Source organism: Streptomyces parvulus (assembly GCF_014648855.1).
GTDB lineage: Bacteria > Actinomycetota > Actinomycetes > Streptomycetales > Streptomycetaceae > Streptomyces > Streptomyces parvulus.
In genome coordinates this window covers 134,757-151,063 of sequence record NZ_BMRX01000002.1, presented here as the reverse complement: position 1 = coordinate 151,063, position 16,307 = coordinate 134,757, and the positions used below count along the sequence as shown (strand labels likewise).

The window sequence follows — 16,307 nt, the reverse complement described above, 5'->3', positions numbered from 1 at the left end:
GCGTCACAGCTAGGCCAGCAGCCCCGACGACCTCCACAGCCGCCGCCCGACGCCCCGCAGCACCCCGATGTCGTCCAGGAAGTCGGTGAGCCGCTTCGCGCCGGTCTGCATGATCTCCTTGCGGTGGCCGCTGGCCTTGACCTGCGCCAGCGCCTCGCGCCGGTCGAGGCCCACGTTCGTGTAGACCTCGGGGTTGACGAAGGCGACGGAGAAGACGCGGGCGAACTCGCCGGAGGTGATCCGGGTGAACTCCTGCGACCACTTCGGGGCCGTCACCATCTGGCGGCGCAGTTCCTCACGGGCGTAGCGCACGTGCCGGGCCTCCTCCACGACGTGGATGCGTGTGACGCCCCGCACCAGCGGCTGGATCCGCTCGTCGGGGAAGGTCAGGCGCTGCATCCAGTCCAGGACCTCCTCGCCGAGCAGGGTGGCTGTGAAGGAGCCGGGCGTGGTCGAGATCGTCTTGAAGAGGCGGCCGAGGTGCTGGTGGGCCGGGCTCACCGGGTACCAGGGCGTCTCGCCGCGGGTTATCAGCCGGGCGAACATCTTCGAGTGCCGGCACTCGTCCTCGATCTCGGTCAGCGCGTAGCGCACGTGGGCGCTCGTCGCGGCCTTGTCGTAGATGTGCCGCACCAGGAGCTGCATGAGGATCAGCTCGAACCAGATGCCGAGCGAGGCGAGGGCCGCGGCCTCGTGCTGGGAGAGCACGATGCGCTGCTCCTCGCTCATCCGCTTCCACATCGGGGTGTCGTACAGCGACACCAGCTCCGGCGGCCAGAACCACTTGCCGTCCTCGAACGGCGCGTCCCAGTCCAGCTCCTTGTCCGGGTCGAAGGAGTGCTTGGCGGACGAGTCGAGCAGCCGTTCGGCCACCTGCTCGCGGTCCTTGAGCAGGCCGAGCGCGTCGCGCAGACCGTCGAGCGCGTCGGCTTCCGTCAGGGTCGTCATGACTGTCCCACCTCGTCGTACGGTTCGGTTACCCGCGGTCACTCGCACGTCTTATGAGACTGCCTGTCAGCAAGCGCGTCAATCCCCCGCGCAGGACTTGTTGACCGCGAGTAAAGAAGTGCGGTGCCCTCAGCGCCCGCCGGCCCGGCCCCGGCCGCCGGGCGCCCCGCCCTTCGCGCCGCCCAGCACCGCCTCCATCACCGACCGCGCGATCGGCGCCGCCAGCCCGCCCCCGCTGATCCCCTCGCGGTCCGCCGCCGAGCCCTCGACCACCACGGCGACCGCGACCTTCGGCTCCACGTCCCCCGCGCGCTGGGCCCAGGACACGAACCAGGCGTACGGCGTCCCCGAGTTGCCCACGCCGTGCTGGGCGGTGCCGGTCTTGCCCCCCACGACGGCCCCGCGGATCGCGGCGTTCGCACCCGTGCCGTTCTCGACCACGCCGGTCATCAGCTCCTTGAGCCGCGCCGCCGTCGACGGCCGCATCACCTCGCGCGAGGGCCGGGACCCGGCCGTCGCCACCAGGCTGCCGCCCGCCCGCTGGGTCCGCTCCACCAGGTACGGCGAGCGCACCTGGCCCCCGCCCGCCACCGCCGCCGCCACCGTCGCCATCTGGAGCGGCGTGGCCCGGGTGTTGTACTGCCCGATCGAGGACAGCCCGAGCTGCGCCCGGTCCACCGAGGTGTCGAAGGTGGAGCGCGCGACGGCGAACGGGATCCGCACCCCGTCGTCGTTGAAGCCGAACGCCTCCGCCGTGGCGGCCATGTCCGGCACCCCCACGTCCACGCCGAGCTTGGCGAAGACCGTGTTGCAGGACCACTCGAACGCCTCCCGCAGCGAGGCGTCGCGGCAGCCGTCGGCCTCGTTCGTCAGCCGGGTGCGGGTGCCGGGCAGGGTGTACGGGTCGGGGGAGCGGGTGGGCGCGTCCAGGTCGCGGACCACGCCCGCGTCCAGCGCCGCCGCCGCGGTGACCACCTTGAAGGTCGAGCCCGGCGGATAGGTCCGGCGCACCGCCCGGTTGAGCATCGGCTTGTCCGGGTCGCCGTTCAGCCGGTCCCAGGTCCGGTTGGCGTCCGCGCTGTTGCCGGACAGCAGCCCGGGATCGTACGACGGGGTCGACACCAGCGCCAGGATCCGCCCCGTGGCCGGCTCGATCGCCGCCACCGCGCCGGTGCGCCGGCCGAGCCCCTCGAACGCCGCCCGCTGCGCCGCCCCGTCGATCGTCGTCACGACGTCGCCCCCGGGGTTGTGGGCCCCGGTCACGTCGTTCCACAGCGGCAGCGGCGCGAGCATCGGGTCGGCGCCGGAGAGCAGGCCGTCCTCCGCGTGCTCCAGCAGGCTCGTGCCGTACGCCTGCGAGGCGAAGCCCGTGACCGGCGCGTACATCGGCCCGTCCGCGTAGGTCCGTTCGTAGCGCAGGTGCTCCCCGGTGTCCCGGGAGCCCGTCACCGCCTCGCCGCCGACCAGGATGTCGCCGCGCGGCTGCTGGTAACGGGCGATGTCCGGGCGGCGGTTGGCCGGGTTGCCGTCGTACTCCGGGGCCTGGACGATCTGCACCCGGGCCGCGTTCACCACCAGGGCGACCAGCAGCAGCGCGCAGAAGAGGGCCGCGTGCCGGATGTGCCGGGTCACGCGGACGCCCCGCGCCGGGCCGCGTGACTGACCCGGATCAGCAGCGCCACGATCGCCCAGTTGGTGACGACCGAGGAACCGCCCTGCGCCAGGAACGGCATCGCCATGCCGGTCAGCGGGATCAGCCCGGTCACGCCGCCCGCGATGACGAACACCTGGAGCGCCACGATCGAGGAGAGCCCCACCGCGAGCAGCCGGCCGAAGGGGTCGCGCGCGGCGAGCCCCGCCCGGTAGCCGCGCTCCACCAGCAGCCCGTACAGCAGGAAGACCGCGGTCAGGCCGAGGAAGCCCAGCTCCTCACCGGCGGTCGCGAGGATGAAGTCGGACTTGACGGCGAAGCCGATCAGCACGGAGTGGCCGAGGCCCAGGCCGGTGCCGGTCACCCCGCCGGCCGCGAACGCGAAGAGGGACTGCGCCAGCTGGCCCGGCCCGTCGCCCGCCTCGATGGACGCGAAGGGGTGCAGCCAGTCCTCCACCCGGCTGTGCACGTGCGGCTCCAGCCAGCCCACGGCCACCGCGCCCAGCGAGGCCAGCAGCAGGCCGACGGCGATCCAGCCGGTGCGGCCGGTGGCGACGTACAGCAGGACGACGAACAGGCCGAAGAACAGCAGCGAGGTGCCGAGGTCGCGCTCCAGGACCAGCACCCCCACGCTGACCAGCCACACGGCGAGGATCGGGCCGAGGACCCGCCCGGTGGGCAGCTGCATCCGCCACACCCGGCGTCCCGCGTACGCCAGCGCGCTGCGGTTCGCGGCCAGGTAGGCGGCGAAGAACACCGCGAGGAGCACCTTGGCGAACTCGCCGGGCTGGATGGAGAAGCCCTCGATCCGGATCCAGATCCGGGCGCCGTTCACCGCCGGGAAGAAGATCGGCACGGTGAGCAGGGCCAGCGCGGCGGCGACGCAGACGTAGGCGTAGCGCGTCAGGACCCGGTGGTCGCGCAGGAGCAGGACGACCACGATGAACAGCGCGACGCCCAGCGTCGACCACACCAGCTGGGTGGGGGCCGCCCGGTCGCCCGGCGTCTCCAGGTCGAGCCGGTAGATCAGCACCAGGCCGAGCCCGTTGAGCAGCACGCCGATCGGCAGCAGCAGCGGGTCGGCCCAGGGGGCGCGCAGCCGTACCGCCAGATGGGCGAGGAGCGCGAGCACACCGAGGCCGGCGCCGTAACCGGCGGCACCGGGCGGGAGGGTGCCGTGCTGGGCGAGGCCGACGTTGCAGTAGCCGAACACCGACAGCAGGACGGCCATGACGATGAGCGCGAGTTCGATGCCCCGGCGCCGGGGGAGCCGGGCGACGGGTGCGGGCGTGTCCGCCTCTGCCACGGTGATTCCGGTTCCGGTTCCGGCCTTGGTCATGTCCGGAACTTACCCAGATGATGTGGTGTGGAGGGCTTCGGCGTCAGCACCAGCGCGGCGCCGGGCCGATGTTGTCGATGTAGCGGGCCGCGCCCCAGGCCCAGGTGCCGTCCGCCAGCAGGTACCAGAGCGGGTTGCCGCGCACCGTGTCGCCGGGGGCCTTGCAGTGGATGCGGACGGTCTCGCCGCGACGGGCGTACCGGATGACCTCGCTGCCGCGCGCCGGCGAGGTGCGCAGCGGAAGCCGGTCGGTGGTCACGACGCCCCGGTACCGGCCCTGGTCCCGGCCTCCGTCGTCGCCGCCCCAGTCGTCGCCCCGGTTCACCCCGGCGGGCACGCTGGCGGCGGAGTCCGCGCCGCCCCGGTCGTCGGTCGCGGCGGCGGGCGTGACGGCGAGGGCGCCGGCGAGCGCGCCGGCCGCGAGGGCGGTGGCCAGACCGCGGGCCAGCGGCGCGCGCGAGGAGGGTGCGGACAGCAGGGGCATGGGAGTACCTCCCGGAGCGAACGGGTCTTCAGCTGACTGATCGCCACATTAGGAGCGCCCGGTGCGGACCGCCCGTCACGCTGAGCCATCGGGGCGCGCCACGCGCCCCCCGGGCAGCCCCCGGGTCAGGGCTGCTGAGGCAGCGTCAGCGCCGCCAGCGCCCCGCCGTCCGGCGGATTGGTGAACTCCAGCCGCGCGCCCAGCACCTCGGCCTGCCCGAGCGCGATCGTGAGCCCGAGGCCGTGCCCCTTCGTGCCGCTCTCGGTCCGGAACCGCTGCGGGCCGTGCGCGAGGAGGTAGTCGGGGTACCCGTCCCCGTGGTCCCGCACGGTGAGCACCGGCCCGTCCACGGTGAGCACCACCGGTGCCCGGCCGTGCCGGTGCGCGTTGGCCACGAGGTTGCCCAGCACCCGCTCCAGCCGCCGCCGGTCGGTCTCCACCCGCGCGTCCCGCACGACGTCCACCCGCGTGTCGGTGCCCGAGCCCCGCACCACCCGCCGTGCCAGCTCGCCCAGCGGTTCCGGCTCCACCTCGAGACGCTCCCGCCCGCTGTCCAGCCGGGAGATCTCCAGCAGGTCCTCGGTGAGGGTGCGCAGGGCCGCCACCCGGTCCCGCACGAGTTCGGTGGGTCGCCCCGGCGGCAGCAGCTCGGCGGCCGCGTGCAGACCGGTGAGCGGGGTGCGCAGCTCGTGCGCCACGTCCGCGGTGAACCGCTGCTCGGCCAGCAGCTTGCCCTGGAGCGAGGCGGCCATCGAGTCCAGCGCGGCGGCCACCGAGGCCACCTCGTCCTGCGGCCGTGTCGGGTCCTGCGCGCGGGGATCGCCGACCCGCGCGTCGAGGTCGCCCGCGCTGATCCGCCGCGCCACCCGGGCCGTCGTGTGCAGCCGCCGCGTCACCCGGGTCACGGCGAACGCGCCGACCAGCAGCGTCGCCCCGATCGCCAGCGCCGAGGACCACACGATCGCGCTGTCCAGGCCGTCGATGGTGCGTTCGCCCTGCGAGTGGTCGACCCGCACCGCCAGCGCCCGGCCACCGCCGGCCGGGCCCGCCGCCCACATGGTGGGGCGTCCGTCGGTCTCGGCGACCACCGTGCCCCGCCGGCCCGAGACGGCCAGCTCACGCAGCGGAGCCGGCAGGCCCCGCGGATCGAGGCCGGCGCCCCGGCGCAGCGGATCCCCCGCCTCGTACGCCTCCGTCGCCTCCTCCAGCCGGGACAGGGCGGTGTCCCGGGCCTGGCCGACCGTCTGGTTGGTGACCGAGACGTGCACCAGGACGCCGAGCAGCGCGGCGAGGGCGCAGCACATCACCGTGATGAAGACGGCCGCCTTCACGGCCAGCGGGCCGGTCCACCGGGGGAGCGCGAGCCTCACCGGGCGCTCGCCGGGGGCGAGGCGGACGGCGAGGCGGACGGCGAACCGGAGCGGGAGGCCGGCGGGGAGGCCGAGGGCGACGGGCGTCCCGTGTGCAGGCCGCCGTCGTCGGTGCGCAGCATCTCGTCGCTGGTGAGCAGCATGGCCCGCTGATCGGCGTCCCAGGTCCACTGCAGGCGGTACTCGTAGCCCGCGACCTCCGACGGCGAGCGGACGATCACCGTCCGCCCGGCCAGTTCCACCTCGCTCACCGCGTCGTCGTAGGACATGACCCGCACCAGACGCCCCCGCTCGACGGTGTAGACGCGCACGGCGGTCAGCTTCTCCGGCAGCAGCCGGAAACCCAGCGCCATCTCGGGCCGTCCGTCACCGGTGAGGTCGCGGTAGTACGGACGCAGCACCGGGCACCCGGCCCGCCCGGCGCCCGTGCCGTCGTCCCCGCAGTCCGCCATCCGGACGGACGTCTCGTGGTAGGGCGCCTTCGCGCCCGCGTAGTCGGCCGGATGCGCGTCGATCTCCTCCCGCACCGCGGCCACCGGGTCCACCTCGCGGATGTCGCCGTGGGGCACCTTCACGCCCTTGACGACCTCGTTGTCCACCTCGCCGATGTCGTACGCGGGACTCGACGCCGGCGTCAGGTCCGGCCACAGCCGGGCGGGGCTCCGGGCGGCCGGGGTGGCGCCCGCGCTCCGCAGCCCGCCCGCGTCGCCGCAGGCGGCCAGCGCGCCGGACGCCGCGGCCGCCAGGAGCAGCGCCGCGACGGCGGGGACGCGGGCGGGGCGCCCACGGCGGATCGGGAGCACTGCACTCCTGGGGTCGGGTCGGCGGCGCCCGCGGTCCCGCACGACCGCGGGAACCGCCGTACGCCTGTCGGTACGGAAGGCCATTTTGCGTGCGTCCGGGCGCGCCGGGCTACTCGGCCGGGTCCTCCCGGCGGCCGGACGGCGGTCGGCGCGGTGGCCTGCCGGGCCCCGCCGCTTCGGGCGGCCGCGGGGGCGGCGGCCCGCTTGCCCCCGCGGCACCCGCCTGGTCCCATGGACGAGGGGGTGGTGGCGCATGAGCGGACTGCGCGTCGTACCGGCGCGGCGGCACGGCCGGGAGCGGCTGTACGTCTGCCTCCCGGACGGCGGGAACGTCGCCTGGTACGACCGTGAGTCGGCGCGGGTCAGTCTGCTGAGCGACGACCGGCGGGACGAGGTCCTCCGCGCGCTCGGCCCGTTCCTCACCGGCCCGGTCGCCGTCGGCCCGCCCCCGGTCCCGACGCCGGCCGAACTGGCCCGGCTCTCCCTCCACCCGGACGACGACCTCGCCCCCAACCGGCCCGGCGAGGCCCTGCTGATCTCCCTGGAGCGGGATCCGGCGCCCGCGCACCGGCTGCGCCCGGACCCGCGCCGCCGGGCCCTCGCGGCCGAGCGCCTGACGGGCGCCGTCCTCGACCGCCTCGACGGCGCCGGCTGGCACACCCTGCACTCCGTACCGCTGCCCGGCGGCGACCGCGTCCATCACCTGCTGATCGGCCCCGGCGGACTCTTCGCCCTGCACGTGCTGCCCGCCCGCGGGCAGCGGGTGCGCGTCGGCGACCCCCAGGTCGCGCTGGGCCGCCGGGAACCCCGCCCGCTGCTGCGCAGGGTCCGCGCCGACGCCGACCGGGCCTCCCACGCGCTCACGGCCGAGGTCCGTGCCGTCCTCGTCCTCGTCGACCCGGCGCAGGTCGCCGTCCCGGTACCGCCCCGCGCGGTCCGCGTCCTCACCGACCGCGAGCTGCCCGGCCTGGCCCGCGGGGGCGGGGTGCTCAAACCGGCCGACGTGGAGGCCCTGCACGCCATGGCCCGCGACCGCGCCACCTGGACCCGCCTCTAAGGGCTTCCCGGCTACCGGGGCAGCTCCGCCGCCCGTTCGGGGTCGAGCAGCGGAGCCAGCAGGTCGCCGTCCTCCTCCACCCGGGCCCCGACGTCCGCCGCCCGGAACACGAACTCCTCCGCCCGGCGGCACCCGGCGACCTCGTCCCAGGTCACCGGAGTGGAGACGGCCGGGACCTCGCGGGCCCGGACCGTGTAGGGGGCTGCGGTGGTCTTGCGGGCGGCGTTCTGGCTCCAGTCCACGAACACCTTGCCCGGCCGCAGGCTGCGCGTCATCCGGTGCACCACCAGCCGCGGCAGGGCCCGCTCCGCCTCCACGGCGAGCGCCTTCGCGTACTCCGAGACGCGCTCCGACGACGCCCCGCGCACGCCGGCCAGCAGGTGCAGCCCCTTCGCCCCGGACGTCTTGGCGTAGGCCTCGATCCCGTCCGCCGCCAGCCGCTCCCGCAGCCACTGGGCGACCTCGCAGCACTGCACCACCGTCGCGGGCGGGCCCGGGTCGAGGTCGAACACCAGCCGGTCGGCCTCGCCGGGGTCGTCCGCCGTCCACTGGTGGGTGTGGAACTCGGTCACCAGGTTCGCCGCCCACATCAGGCTCGGCAGGTCCTGCACCAGCACCATCCGGGCGGGCCCCTCCGAGCGGGGCACCTCGGCCGTGGTGACCCAGTCGGGCGTACCCGGCGGCACGTTCTTGGTGAAGAAGAGCTGGCCGTCCGGGCCGTCCGGATAGCGCAGGAAGGAGACCGCGCGGTCCCGCAGATGCGGCAGCAGCACCCCCGCGGCCGTCGCGTAGTAGTGCAGCAGCTCGCCCTTGGTGAAGCCGGACGCGGGATACAGCACCTTCTCCAGATTGCTGAGGGCCACCCGCCGCCCCTCCACCTCCGTGATAGGCGCCATACCATGAGAATCGCACGGAACTTAGACAAACCGCCCGACAAACCGCCCGACAAACCGCCCGACGGACCTCCCGGCAAACCGCCCCACGGGCCGTCCGACGAACCGCCCGACCGGAAAGGTGCTGCACGTGCGATCGATCTGGAACGGCGCCATCTCCTTCGGCCTGGTCAGCATCCCGATCAAGCTGGTGAACGCCACCGAGAGCCACTCGGTCTCCTTCCGCCAGATCCACACGGAGGACGGCGGCCGGATCCGCTACCGCAAGGTCTGCGAGCTGGAGGACCGCGAGGTCACCCAGGCCGAGATCGGCAAGGCCTACGAGGACGCCGACGGCTCGATGATCCCGATCACCGACGAGGACCTGTCCCACCTGCCGATCCCGACCGCCCGGACCATCGAGATCGTCGCCTTCGTGCCCGAGGAGCGGATCGACCCGCTCCAGATGGGCTCCGCGTACTACCTCGCGGCGAGCGGCGCCCCCGCCGCCAAGCCCTACACACTGCTGCGCGAGGCGCTCAAGCGCAGCAACCGCGTCGCCATCGCCAAGTTCGCGCTGCGCGGCCGGGAACGGCTCGGCATGCTCCGGGTCGTCGGCGACGCGATCGCCATGCACGGCCTGCTCTGGCCGGACGAGGTGCGGGCCCCCGAGGGCGTCGCCCCCGACGCCGGTGTCACCGTCCGCGACCAGGAGCTGGACCTCGCGGACGCCCTCATGGACACGCTGGGCGAGATCGACCTGGACGACCTGCACGACGAGTACCAGGAGGCCCTGGAGGAGGTCATCGCCGCCAAGTCGGCCGGCGAGACCCCGCCCGAGTCCCGCGCGGAGGAGAAGCCCGGCAAGGTGCTGGACCTGATGGCCGCGCTGGAGAGCAGCGTGCGGGCGGCGCGGGAGTCCCGGGGCGGCGAGGAGGCCGAGGTCCGCTCCCTGCCGCAGGGCGAGAAGTCGTCCCGGCGCGCCCCCAAGGAGACCGGCGGCAAGAAGTCGACGTCCGCGGCGGCGAAGAAGACGGCGGCGAAGAAGGCGGCGCCCAAGAAGTCGACGGCCACCGCCGGGAAGACCGCGGCGAAGAAGGCGACGGCGGGCGGCACCGCCAAGAAGGCCACCGGCAGGAGCGCGACGGGCAAGGGCACGGCCAAGAAGACGGCGTCCCGCAAGCGCAGCGCCTGACCCGCGCCTCGCGTCGCCCGCGCCGCACGGGCACGGCCGCCCCGGCTCAGCCGATCCTGGCGGAGGCGGAGGCAGAAGCGGCCGCGGCCGCGGACTCGGAGACCCGGGGTATCGCGGAGGGCGCGGAGTCGAAGGCGGCCGGACTCGCGGTGCCGGACCGGGTCGGCGCCGGGGAGGCCAGAGTGGGCAGCACGGGGCTGTCGTCCAGGGGCCGCCCTATGGTGTCGGCCGGTGCGCGCCCCGGGGTCGCCGGGCCGGTGGCCAGCTGCGACCACGCGGTGAGGGCGAGGGCGACCGTCGCCGCGGTGCCGAAGACCCGTCCGGCCCGCCGCAGCCGGGCCCGGCGGTCCAGTCCGCGCCAGGCGGGTGCGGGACGCGGCTCCTCCGGCCGCCAGGGCTCCCCGACCGTCCCGGCGAACGGGCCCGGCCGGACGCCGAGCGGCTCCGCGGCGGCCCCGGGTCCGGTGGCCGGCGGGGCGGGCGGCAGCCCCGGGATCCGGTCCCGCGCGGCGGGCTCCCTGGGCGCGGTGGCCCGGATGGCCCGCTCGTCGTCCTCCAGGAACATGCGCCACACGTGCTCCGGCACGCCGGGAGCGCCCTCCGGCCCGTCCGGCGCGTCACCGCGATCCGGCCCCCAAGCGGTCATGGTCCCGCTCTCCCCATCTCGTTCACCCAGGCCTCCGGCCGTACGGTCCCCCGCGACTTCCGGAGCCGAATGGTCCTGCCCGGCGGCGGCCTCCCTCGACCGCCACCCTCATGAACGCGCGACGGCGCCGGGCCGTTCCCGGTGCCGCACCGGCCGTCGGCCGGGGCTCAGTTCGCCGCCGGCGACGGAGTGGGCGTGGGGGACGCCGTGTTCACGTTCAGGTCGGGGCGCGGCTTGAGGACCAGTACCTGTTCGCCGGGTCCGGGAGGGGGCGGGGTGACCCGGTCGCGCGGCAGTTTCGCCGGTCCGGTCTGCTTGAAGGTGACCTCGTCGTACTCGACCATGCCGGTCTTCTCCAGCACCGTGATGTGGTCCAGGACGGTGTCGTTGGCCAGGTCGGCCAGCTGCCGCACCAGCGTGTTCTTGGTGGAGGCCCGGATCTTGGCGATCGCCGGGAAGATCTGGCCGTGCGTCACCCGCATGATGTTGACCGCCGACGAGTCGAACTCCTTGCCGGTCTTCGCGTCCACCGTGGCGACGAAGTCCTCCTGCTGCGGCGAGGCCCGGTTGGGCAGCGTGATACCCAGCTCGGGGGAGATCTCGCGGCACATCGCGTCGAGGCCGGCGTGCCCGACGATCAGGTGCTCGCCGGCCGTCTTCATCTCCTTCGTGGTGCCCCGCTCCCGCACGATCTCGCCCAGCGGGTACTCCCACAGCCCGGCCGCCCGCACCTTGACCACGAAGTCCCGGTCGGCCTCCGTGAGCGGCCCGAACTTCGTGCTGGCGATGACCCGGTCCTGACCGCCGTCTGCCTTCTCCAGACCGAGCACGGCCGGAAAGGCCAGCGCGGTGAGGGTCAGGGTCATCACGCCGAACAGGACGACGACTCCGATCCTGCTGCGGGACGGGCGCATGGTGCCTCCAGGGCGACACGGGGGACTCGCACGCGTACGTGCCGGTTCGCCAGGAGGTACGCAAACGGCGGGCGGATCGATCAGCCCCGGGCAGAGAAATCCGGATCCTGCCGGCTCAGCCGATGTCGGCCCCGTAGACCCGCTCCACGGCGATGGTCAGCAGCACCCTGCGGTCGGCCACCATCGTCGACCGGTACTCGTCCCAGTCCGGGTGCTCGCCGGCCGCGGCGCGGTAGTACTCCACCAGCGCCTCGACCTCCGGCCCGTGCGGGTCGGTCCCCGGCCCGGTGAGCGTGGCGGTCCCCTCGGCGGTGGCCCAGGACCTGCCGTCCGGTGCCGTCACCTCGAGCGCGGCCCGCGGGTCGCGGCGCAGGTTGGCGGTCTTGGCCAGTCCGTCGCGGGTGGAGACGCGGATGACGCCCGCCTCCGCGTCGTAGGCGGGCATGACGGGCGAGAGCTGCGGGCGGCCGTCCGACTTGATCGTCGCGAGCACGCCGAGCCGGCTGCGGGCGAGCAGGGCGTGCGGGTCGAAGCGCGATGCGTTGGTCATGGTCCGATCATCACCCGCCGCGCCGGCACCTGTCCCGGGAACGTCCGCCGAACGCCCGCGGCACCAGGGGCCGGAGGGCGCTCCGGCCCCCGCGCGGCACGCGCCACCACGCCCGTCGGGGCCGCCCGGCGGTTGCCGGGCGGCCCCGAGGCGGAGCGTGGCCGGGCCGTCAGCCCGCGGCGGCCCGGTCCCAGCGGTAGAAGCAGCGCGCCATCGCGTCCTTCGGACCGCGCCAGGTCGCCGGGTCGTACGCCGAGACGTACGGCTCCAGTTGCTCGCTGACCTGGCGGAACTCCGGGTGCCCGGTCAGCCGGCCGATGGCCGGGGCCGGGTCCTCGTCGCTCTCGATGAGGTGCAGGTACACACCGTCACCGAACTCGAAGAGACTGCGCCGGTTGACACCCACCAGGTGCGGCAGCTCGCCGCGGTCGGACTCCGCGAACACCTTCGCGATGTCCGGGGCCGCGCCGGGTGCCATCCGGGCGACGATCAGTGTGTGGTGCATGGGGTGATGCCCTTCGCCGGTGTCGTTCGGTGTCGGTCGGCCGGGGTCAGTCGGCCAGCACCGACGCGGTCCGCCGCTCGCCCGCGGCCTGCTCGATCCGGTCCCGGATCAGCGCCATCTGCGTACGGGAGTTGCGGTTGATGTTGTCCGTCATCCAGGCGTCGTCCACCGGCGCGTCCGGCTTCATGGCGAAGTCCTGGATCCAGCGCATCAGGGTGCCCTCGGCGGTCTCGGCGTACTCCCAGACGATGTTCATGTACTGGAAGGGGCCGGTCTCCACGCGCTGGGCGCGGACGTTGCGGGTGACGGGGTCGGCGACCCGCTCGGAGACCCAGCTCCACACCTTGCCGTCCGCGTCCGGGTGCATGGTGAGGCGGAAGGTGACGCGGTCGCCGTCGCGCTCCAGCACGTCCACGGAGGCGTACTCGCTGAAGAGCCGGGGCCAGTTCTCGATGTCGTTGGTCATGTCCCAGACCAGCTCCATCGGGGCGGCGATGGTGATCTCGTTGTCGGTGTGCCCTGCCATGTCACACTCCCGTCTTCAGGGCGCCGTTGATCAGCGCGAGGAAATCGGCGGGCGTCTTGCAGCGCTCGGCCTGCTCGGGCAGGCCCAGGCCGTACCGCTTCTCCAGCTCGGCCACGATGCCCAGCAGCCCGAGGGAGTCGAGGCCGAAGGTGTCGAAGCCGTCGTCGGCCTGCGCGCGCAGGGTCTCCGGCTCGACGTGCACGCCGGCGGTGCGCTTCATCAGCGCGGCCAGCTCCTCGATGGTCACCTGGTAGGCCAGTTGATCGGTCATGGGGGTGTCCTCCTTCACTCAGGTGGCGCGCGCCCACACGCGGCGCTCACTCGGATCGGCGTCGGTCGGTCAGTTCGCGGCCGGGGCGCTGCCGCCCCGCCGCAGGACGAGGGCCGAGTTGGAGCCCATCAGCCCGCGGCTGAGCACCAGCGCGGTGCGCGGCTCGGCGGGACGGGCCCGGCCGGTCACCAGGTCCAGCTCGTGGTCCACCTCGAACACGTTCGGGGTGGGCGGGATCAGCCCGTGCTCCATGGCCAGCACCGCGGTCGCCACGTCCAGCACCGGTGCGGCGCAGTACGCCCGCCCGGTCCCGGTCTTGGGCGCGGTGACCGGCACGCGCGCGGCGTGCGCGCCGAGCGCGTCGGCCAGGGCCAGGGCCTCGGCCCGGTCGGCCTCCGGGACCCCGAGGGCGTCGGCGAAGACCACGTCGACCTCCTCGGGCCGGCAGCCCGCCTCGGCCAGCGCACCCCGGATCGCCCGGGCCAGCCCCTCCCGGGACTCCGCCCAGCGGCCGGCGCCGGTGAAGGTCGCCGCATGACCGGCCACCGTCGCCCGCGCGTCCGCGCCGCGCTCCAGGGCCGCCCGCTCGTCCTCCACGATCAGCACCGCCCCGCCCTCCGCCGGCGCGAACCCGCAGGCCGCACCGGTGAACGGACGGTAGGCGCGGTCGGGTTCGGCGGAGCGGCTCAGCTCGGGGTAGCCCAGCTGGCAGACGATCGAGTACGGGGCGAGCGGAGCCTCGGTCGCGCCGCAGACCACCGTGTCGGTGCCGCCGCGCACGGCCAGCGCGGCGTGCGCCAGCGCGTCCAGGCCGCCCGCCTCGTCGGCGGCGACGACCCCGCAGGGGCCCTTGAAGTCGTTGCGGATGGAGACCTGGCCGGTGCTGGCCGCGTAGAACCAGGCGATCGACTGGTAGGGGCCGACGTACCGGGAGCCCTGGCCCCACAGGTTCTGGAGTTCGCGCTGCCCGAACTCGCCGCCGCCGGAGCCCGCCGCGGTGACCACGCCGACCGAGTACGGCGACTCCACGTCCGCCCTGCCGAACCGGGCGTCGTCCAGCGCGAACTGCGCGGCGGACAGCGCGAAGTGCGTGAACCGGTCGGTCTGCACGAGGTAGCGCTCCTCGACCGTCTCGGCCGCCTCGAAGCCCCGCACCTCGCCCGCCACCCGCAGCGGCATGGCCTCGCAGCCCTCCCGCGTGACGGGCCCCAGGCTGCTGGTGCCGTCCGCGGTGGCCTTCCAGTGCGCCTCGACGCCGACACCGTGCGGCGACACCACGCCGAGCCCGGTGACGACCGCGCGGCGGCCTCCCTCGTTGGTCCGTTGCCGTCCGCTCATCGCGGCCCTCCTTCGGATCCGGAACCGGAAGCGCTGAGCACGACCGCCGACTGGAAGCCGCCGAAGCCGCTGCCGACCGACAGCACGTGCCGCAGCGCCCGCTCCCGGGCTTCGCGCGGCACGTAGTCCAGGTCGCACTCGGGGTCCGGCGTCGTGTAGTTGGCCGTGGGCGGCACCACCTGGTGGGCCATGGCCAGGACGCACGCGGCCAGTTCGATCGAGCCGATCGCGCCGAGCGAGTGGCCCACCATCGACTTGATGGAGCTCATCGGCGTCTCGTAGGCGTGCTCGCCCAGGGAGCGCTTGACGGCCGCGGTCTCGTGCCGGTCGTTCTGCTGGGTGCCGGAGCCGTGCGCGTTGACGTAGTCGACGGCCGAGCCGTCGATCCGGGCCATGTCCAGGGCGGTGTCGATGGCCCGCGCCATCTCCAGGCCCTCCTTGGTGAGCCCGGTCATGTGGTACGCGTTGCCGAAGGTCGCGTAGCCGGAGATCTCGCAGTACACGTCCGCCCCGCGGGCCCGGGCGTGTTCCAGGTCCTCCAGGACGAGCACCGCCGCGCCCTCGCCCATCACGAAGCCGTTGCGGTCGGCGTCGAAGGGCCGGGAGGCGTGCGCCGGGTCGTCGTTGTTCGGGGAGGTCGCCTTGATGGCGTCGAAGCAGGCCATCGTGATCGGGGATATGGGGGAGTCGGCGGCGCCCGCCAGGCAGACGTCGACGCGTCCGTCGGCCACCGCGTGGTAGGCGTACCCGACGGCGTCGAGCCCGGAGGTGCAGCCCGTGGAGACCGTCTGCACCGGCCCGCGCACGCCGAACTCCTCGGCGACCGCGGAGGAGAGCGTGGCCGGGGTGAAGGCCCGCTCCAGGTGCGGCTCGGCCCGCTTGTCGTCCACGTCCCAGCGCGAGCCGCGCTCGCTGACCAGGACGTAGTCGTGCTCCAGCCGGGTGGTGCCGCCGACCGCGGTGCCCAGCGTGGCACCCGCCCGCCAGGGGTCCTCGCGGCTCAGGTCCAGGTTCGCGTCCCGGACCGCCTCCGCGGCGGCCACCAGCGCGAACTGCACGTACCGGTCCGAGCGTTGGACCGTGGCCAGACCGAGCCCGTGGTCGGCCGGCTCGAAGTCGCACTCGGCGGCGATCTGCGACCGCAGCCCGGCCGGGTCGAAGAGGGAGATGCGGCGCGTCGCCGTACGGCCTTCGGACAGCAGGCCCCAGAACTGGGGCACGCCGATCCCGCCCGGGGCGACGACGCCTATGCCCGTGACGGCCACCCGTCGCCGGTTCACGACACGGCCTCGGCGGCCGCGGCGGGACGCTCGTGCGGGATCGCGTTGCCGGCCGCGTCCTCGGTGTCGACGTGGCCCAGCTCCGGGCGCGGGGCCAGCGGGCCCAGGTGGAAGACGAGCCGCGCCTCCACGTCGCCGACGTTGCGGAAGCGGTGGCACATGTCCTGCGGGATCAGCATCCCCTGCCCGACGGTGAGCGCGTGCGGCGTCCCGTTCAGGTCCACCTCCAGGGCGCCCTCGGTGACGTACACGAACTCCTCGGAGTACGGGTGGTAGTGCTCGGCGATCCGCTCGCCGGGCTGCACGATGGCCACGCCCATGAAGCCGCTGGTCGCACCGGCGCTGGTCGGCGTGAGCACGGCGCGGATGTCTCCGCCGCGGCGGCGGTTCGGCGCGACGTCGCCGATCGAGATGATGTTCACCTGCTGGTCTGTCATGTCGTTCACTCCGGGGTCGCGGGAAGCGGTGGGGTGGGAGAGGGGTCACGCGGACCGGGGGCGCGGCGTCGGGCCGTACCGGACGCGTCGTGCGGGAAGGGGTGGGTTCGGGAGGGCGCCG

The 16,307-nt window shown here is 74.4% G+C and carries 18 protein-coding genes; 2 read left to right on the top strand and 16 right to left on the bottom strand.

The window, feature by feature from the left end; all coding sequences use genetic code 11:
• Positions 1-9: 9 nt before the first annotated feature.
• From IE108_RS03620 to IE108_RS03595, 6 genes are all read right to left on the bottom strand, one after another.
• Positions 10-948, bottom strand: coding sequence for an AurF N-oxygenase family protein (locus IE108_RS03620; RefSeq protein ID WP_064729809.1), 939 nt, complete (start codon positions 946-948; stop codon positions 10-12).
• Positions 949-1,077: 129 nt separating this feature from the next.
• Positions 1,078-2,580, bottom strand: a complete 1,503-nt coding sequence (locus IE108_RS03615) for a penicillin-binding transpeptidase domain-containing protein (RefSeq protein ID WP_064729810.1) — start codon at positions 2,578-2,580, stop codon at positions 1,078-1,080.
• Entirely contained in the window at positions 2,577-3,938 is a 1,362-nt protein-coding gene (locus IE108_RS03610; RefSeq protein WP_064729811.1) for an FtsW/RodA/SpoVE family cell cycle protein, read from the bottom strand. The genes IE108_RS03615 and IE108_RS03610 overlap by 4 nt, the downstream gene beginning before the upstream one ends.
• 43 nt (positions 3,939-3,981) lie before the next feature.
• Positions 3,982-4,422 (bottom strand): SH3 domain-containing protein, encoded by a 441-nt coding sequence (locus tag IE108_RS03605; protein ID WP_064729812.1) that lies wholly within the window; start codon positions 4,420-4,422, stop codon positions 3,982-3,984.
• A 125-nt stretch (positions 4,423-4,547) separates the two neighbouring features.
• A complete protein-coding gene (locus IE108_RS03600) occupies positions 4,548-5,792 on the bottom strand; it encodes an ATP-binding protein (protein ID WP_064729813.1) in 1,245 nt (414 codons plus the stop codon).
• A complete protein-coding gene (locus IE108_RS03595) occupies positions 5,789-6,595 on the bottom strand; it encodes a hypothetical protein (protein WP_064729814.1) in 807 nt (268 codons plus the stop codon). Before IE108_RS03595 ends, IE108_RS03600 begins: the two co-directional genes overlap by 4 nt.
• A gap of 253 nt (positions 6,596-6,848) precedes the next feature.
• Between IE108_RS03595 and IE108_RS03590 the strand changes: the two genes are divergently transcribed.
• Positions 6,849-7,652: a nuclease-related domain-containing protein gene (locus IE108_RS03590; RefSeq protein WP_064729815.1), complete on the top strand. Its 804-nt coding sequence runs from the start codon at positions 6,849-6,851 to the stop codon at positions 7,650-7,652.
• Positions 7,653-7,663: 11 nt separating this feature from the next.
• Here IE108_RS03590 and ligD read toward each other — a convergent pair whose 3' ends face one another.
• Entirely contained in the window at positions 7,664-8,548 is an 885-nt protein-coding gene (gene ligD, locus IE108_RS03585; RefSeq protein WP_064729816.1) for a non-homologous end-joining DNA ligase, read from the bottom strand.
• A gap of 127 nt (positions 8,549-8,675) precedes the next feature.
• On the opposite strand from ligD, the gene ku reads away from it, so the two are divergent.
• The gene (ku, locus tag IE108_RS03575) at positions 8,676-9,719 is read left to right on the top strand and encodes a non-homologous end joining protein Ku (protein ID WP_064729817.1); all 1,044 of its coding nucleotides are present in this window, start codon (positions 8,676-8,678) and stop codon (positions 9,717-9,719) included.
• A 46-nt stretch (positions 9,720-9,765) separates the two neighbouring features.
• Here the strand turns inward: ku and IE108_RS03570 are convergent, their stop codons facing one another.
• The 9 genes from IE108_RS03570 to IE108_RS03530 form a co-directional block, all read right to left on the bottom strand.
• Positions 9,766-10,365, bottom strand: coding sequence for a hypothetical protein (locus IE108_RS03570; protein WP_064729818.1), 600 nt, complete (start codon positions 10,363-10,365; stop codon positions 9,766-9,768).
• A 167-nt stretch (positions 10,366-10,532) separates the two neighbouring features.
• Positions 10,533-11,279, bottom strand: coding sequence for a DUF4142 domain-containing protein (locus tag IE108_RS03565; RefSeq protein ID WP_064729819.1), 747 nt, complete (start codon positions 11,277-11,279; stop codon positions 10,533-10,535).
• Positions 11,280-11,394: 115 nt separating this feature from the next.
• Complete coding sequence (locus IE108_RS03560; RefSeq protein ID WP_064729820.1) at positions 11,395-11,829, bottom strand: PPOX class F420-dependent oxidoreductase; 435 nt, start codon at positions 11,827-11,829, stop codon at positions 11,395-11,397.
• Positions 11,830-11,998: 169 nt separating this feature from the next.
• Positions 11,999-12,334: a TcmI family type II polyketide cyclase gene (locus IE108_RS03555; RefSeq protein WP_064729821.1), complete on the bottom strand. Its 336-nt coding sequence runs from the start codon at positions 12,332-12,334 to the stop codon at positions 11,999-12,001.
• A gap of 46 nt (positions 12,335-12,380) precedes the next feature.
• Positions 12,381-12,860, bottom strand: coding sequence for an SRPBCC family protein (locus IE108_RS03550; protein ID WP_064729822.1), 480 nt, complete (start codon positions 12,858-12,860; stop codon positions 12,381-12,383).
• Position 12,861: 1 nt separating this feature from the next.
• Positions 12,862-13,131 (bottom strand): acyl carrier protein, encoded by a 270-nt coding sequence (locus tag IE108_RS03545; protein WP_064729823.1) that lies wholly within the window; start codon positions 13,129-13,131, stop codon positions 12,862-12,864.
• Positions 13,132-13,200: 69 nt separating this feature from the next.
• On the bottom strand, positions 13,201-14,469 hold the full coding sequence (locus tag IE108_RS03540; RefSeq protein WP_064729824.1) for a ketosynthase chain-length factor: 1,269 nt from the start codon (positions 14,467-14,469) through the stop codon (positions 13,201-13,203).
• Positions 14,466-15,749 carry a beta-ketoacyl-[acyl-carrier-protein] synthase family protein gene (locus tag IE108_RS03535; protein ID WP_064729825.1) on the bottom strand — a complete coding sequence of 428 codons (1,284 nt, stop codon included), beginning with the start codon at positions 15,747-15,749 and terminating at the stop codon, positions 14,466-14,468. Before IE108_RS03535 ends, IE108_RS03540 begins: the two co-directional genes overlap by 4 nt.
• Positions 15,746-16,186 (bottom strand): cupin domain-containing protein, encoded by a 441-nt coding sequence (locus IE108_RS03530; RefSeq protein WP_064729826.1) that lies wholly within the window; start codon positions 16,184-16,186, stop codon positions 15,746-15,748. The genes IE108_RS03535 and IE108_RS03530 overlap by 4 nt, the downstream gene beginning before the upstream one ends.
• Positions 16,187-16,307: the final 121 nt, after the last annotated feature.

What these genes read in the sequence shown, in the direction of transcription:
- IE108_RS03620 (WP_064729809.1), bottom strand. Translation starts at nt 948, where the DNA reads ATGACGACCCTGACGGAAGCCGACGCGCTCGACGGTCTGCGCGACGCG.
- IE108_RS03610 (WP_064729811.1), bottom strand. Translation starts at nt 3,938, where the DNA reads ATGACCAAGGCCGGAACCGGAACCGGAATCACCGTGGCAGAGGCGGAC.
- IE108_RS03605 (WP_064729812.1), bottom strand. Translation starts at nt 4,422, where the DNA reads ATGCCCCTGCTGTCCGCACCCTCCTCGCGCGCGCCGCTGGCCCGCGGT.
- IE108_RS03590 (WP_064729815.1), top strand. Translation starts at nt 6,849, where the DNA reads ATGAGCGGACTGCGCGTCGTACCGGCGCGGCGGCACGGCCGGGAGCGG.
- ligD (WP_064729816.1), bottom strand. Translation starts at nt 8,548, where the DNA reads ATGGCGCCTATCACGGAGGTGGAGGGGCGGCGGGTGGCCCTCAGCAAT.
- IE108_RS03570 (WP_064729818.1), bottom strand. Translation starts at nt 10,365, where the DNA reads ATGACCGCTTGGGGGCCGGATCGCGGTGACGCGCCGGACGGGCCGGAG.
- IE108_RS03565 (WP_064729819.1), bottom strand. Translation starts at nt 11,279, where the DNA reads ATGCGCCCGTCCCGCAGCAGGATCGGAGTCGTCGTCCTGTTCGGCGTG.
- IE108_RS03560 (WP_064729820.1), bottom strand. Translation starts at nt 11,829, where the DNA reads ATGACCAACGCATCGCGCTTCGACCCGCACGCCCTGCTCGCCCGCAGC.
- IE108_RS03555 (WP_064729821.1), bottom strand. Translation starts at nt 12,334, where the DNA reads ATGCACCACACACTGATCGTCGCCCGGATGGCACCCGGCGCGGCCCCG.
- IE108_RS03550 (WP_064729822.1), bottom strand. Translation starts at nt 12,860, where the DNA reads ATGGCAGGGCACACCGACAACGAGATCACCATCGCCGCCCCGATGGAG.
- IE108_RS03545 (WP_064729823.1), bottom strand. Translation starts at nt 13,131, where the DNA reads ATGACCGATCAACTGGCCTACCAGGTGACCATCGAGGAGCTGGCCGCG.
- IE108_RS03540 (WP_064729824.1), bottom strand. Translation starts at nt 14,469, where the DNA reads ATGAGCGGACGGCAACGGACCAACGAGGGAGGCCGCCGCGCGGTCGTC.
- IE108_RS03530 (WP_064729826.1), bottom strand. Translation starts at nt 16,186, where the DNA reads ATGACAGACCAGCAGGTGAACATCATCTCGATCGGCGACGTCGCGCCG.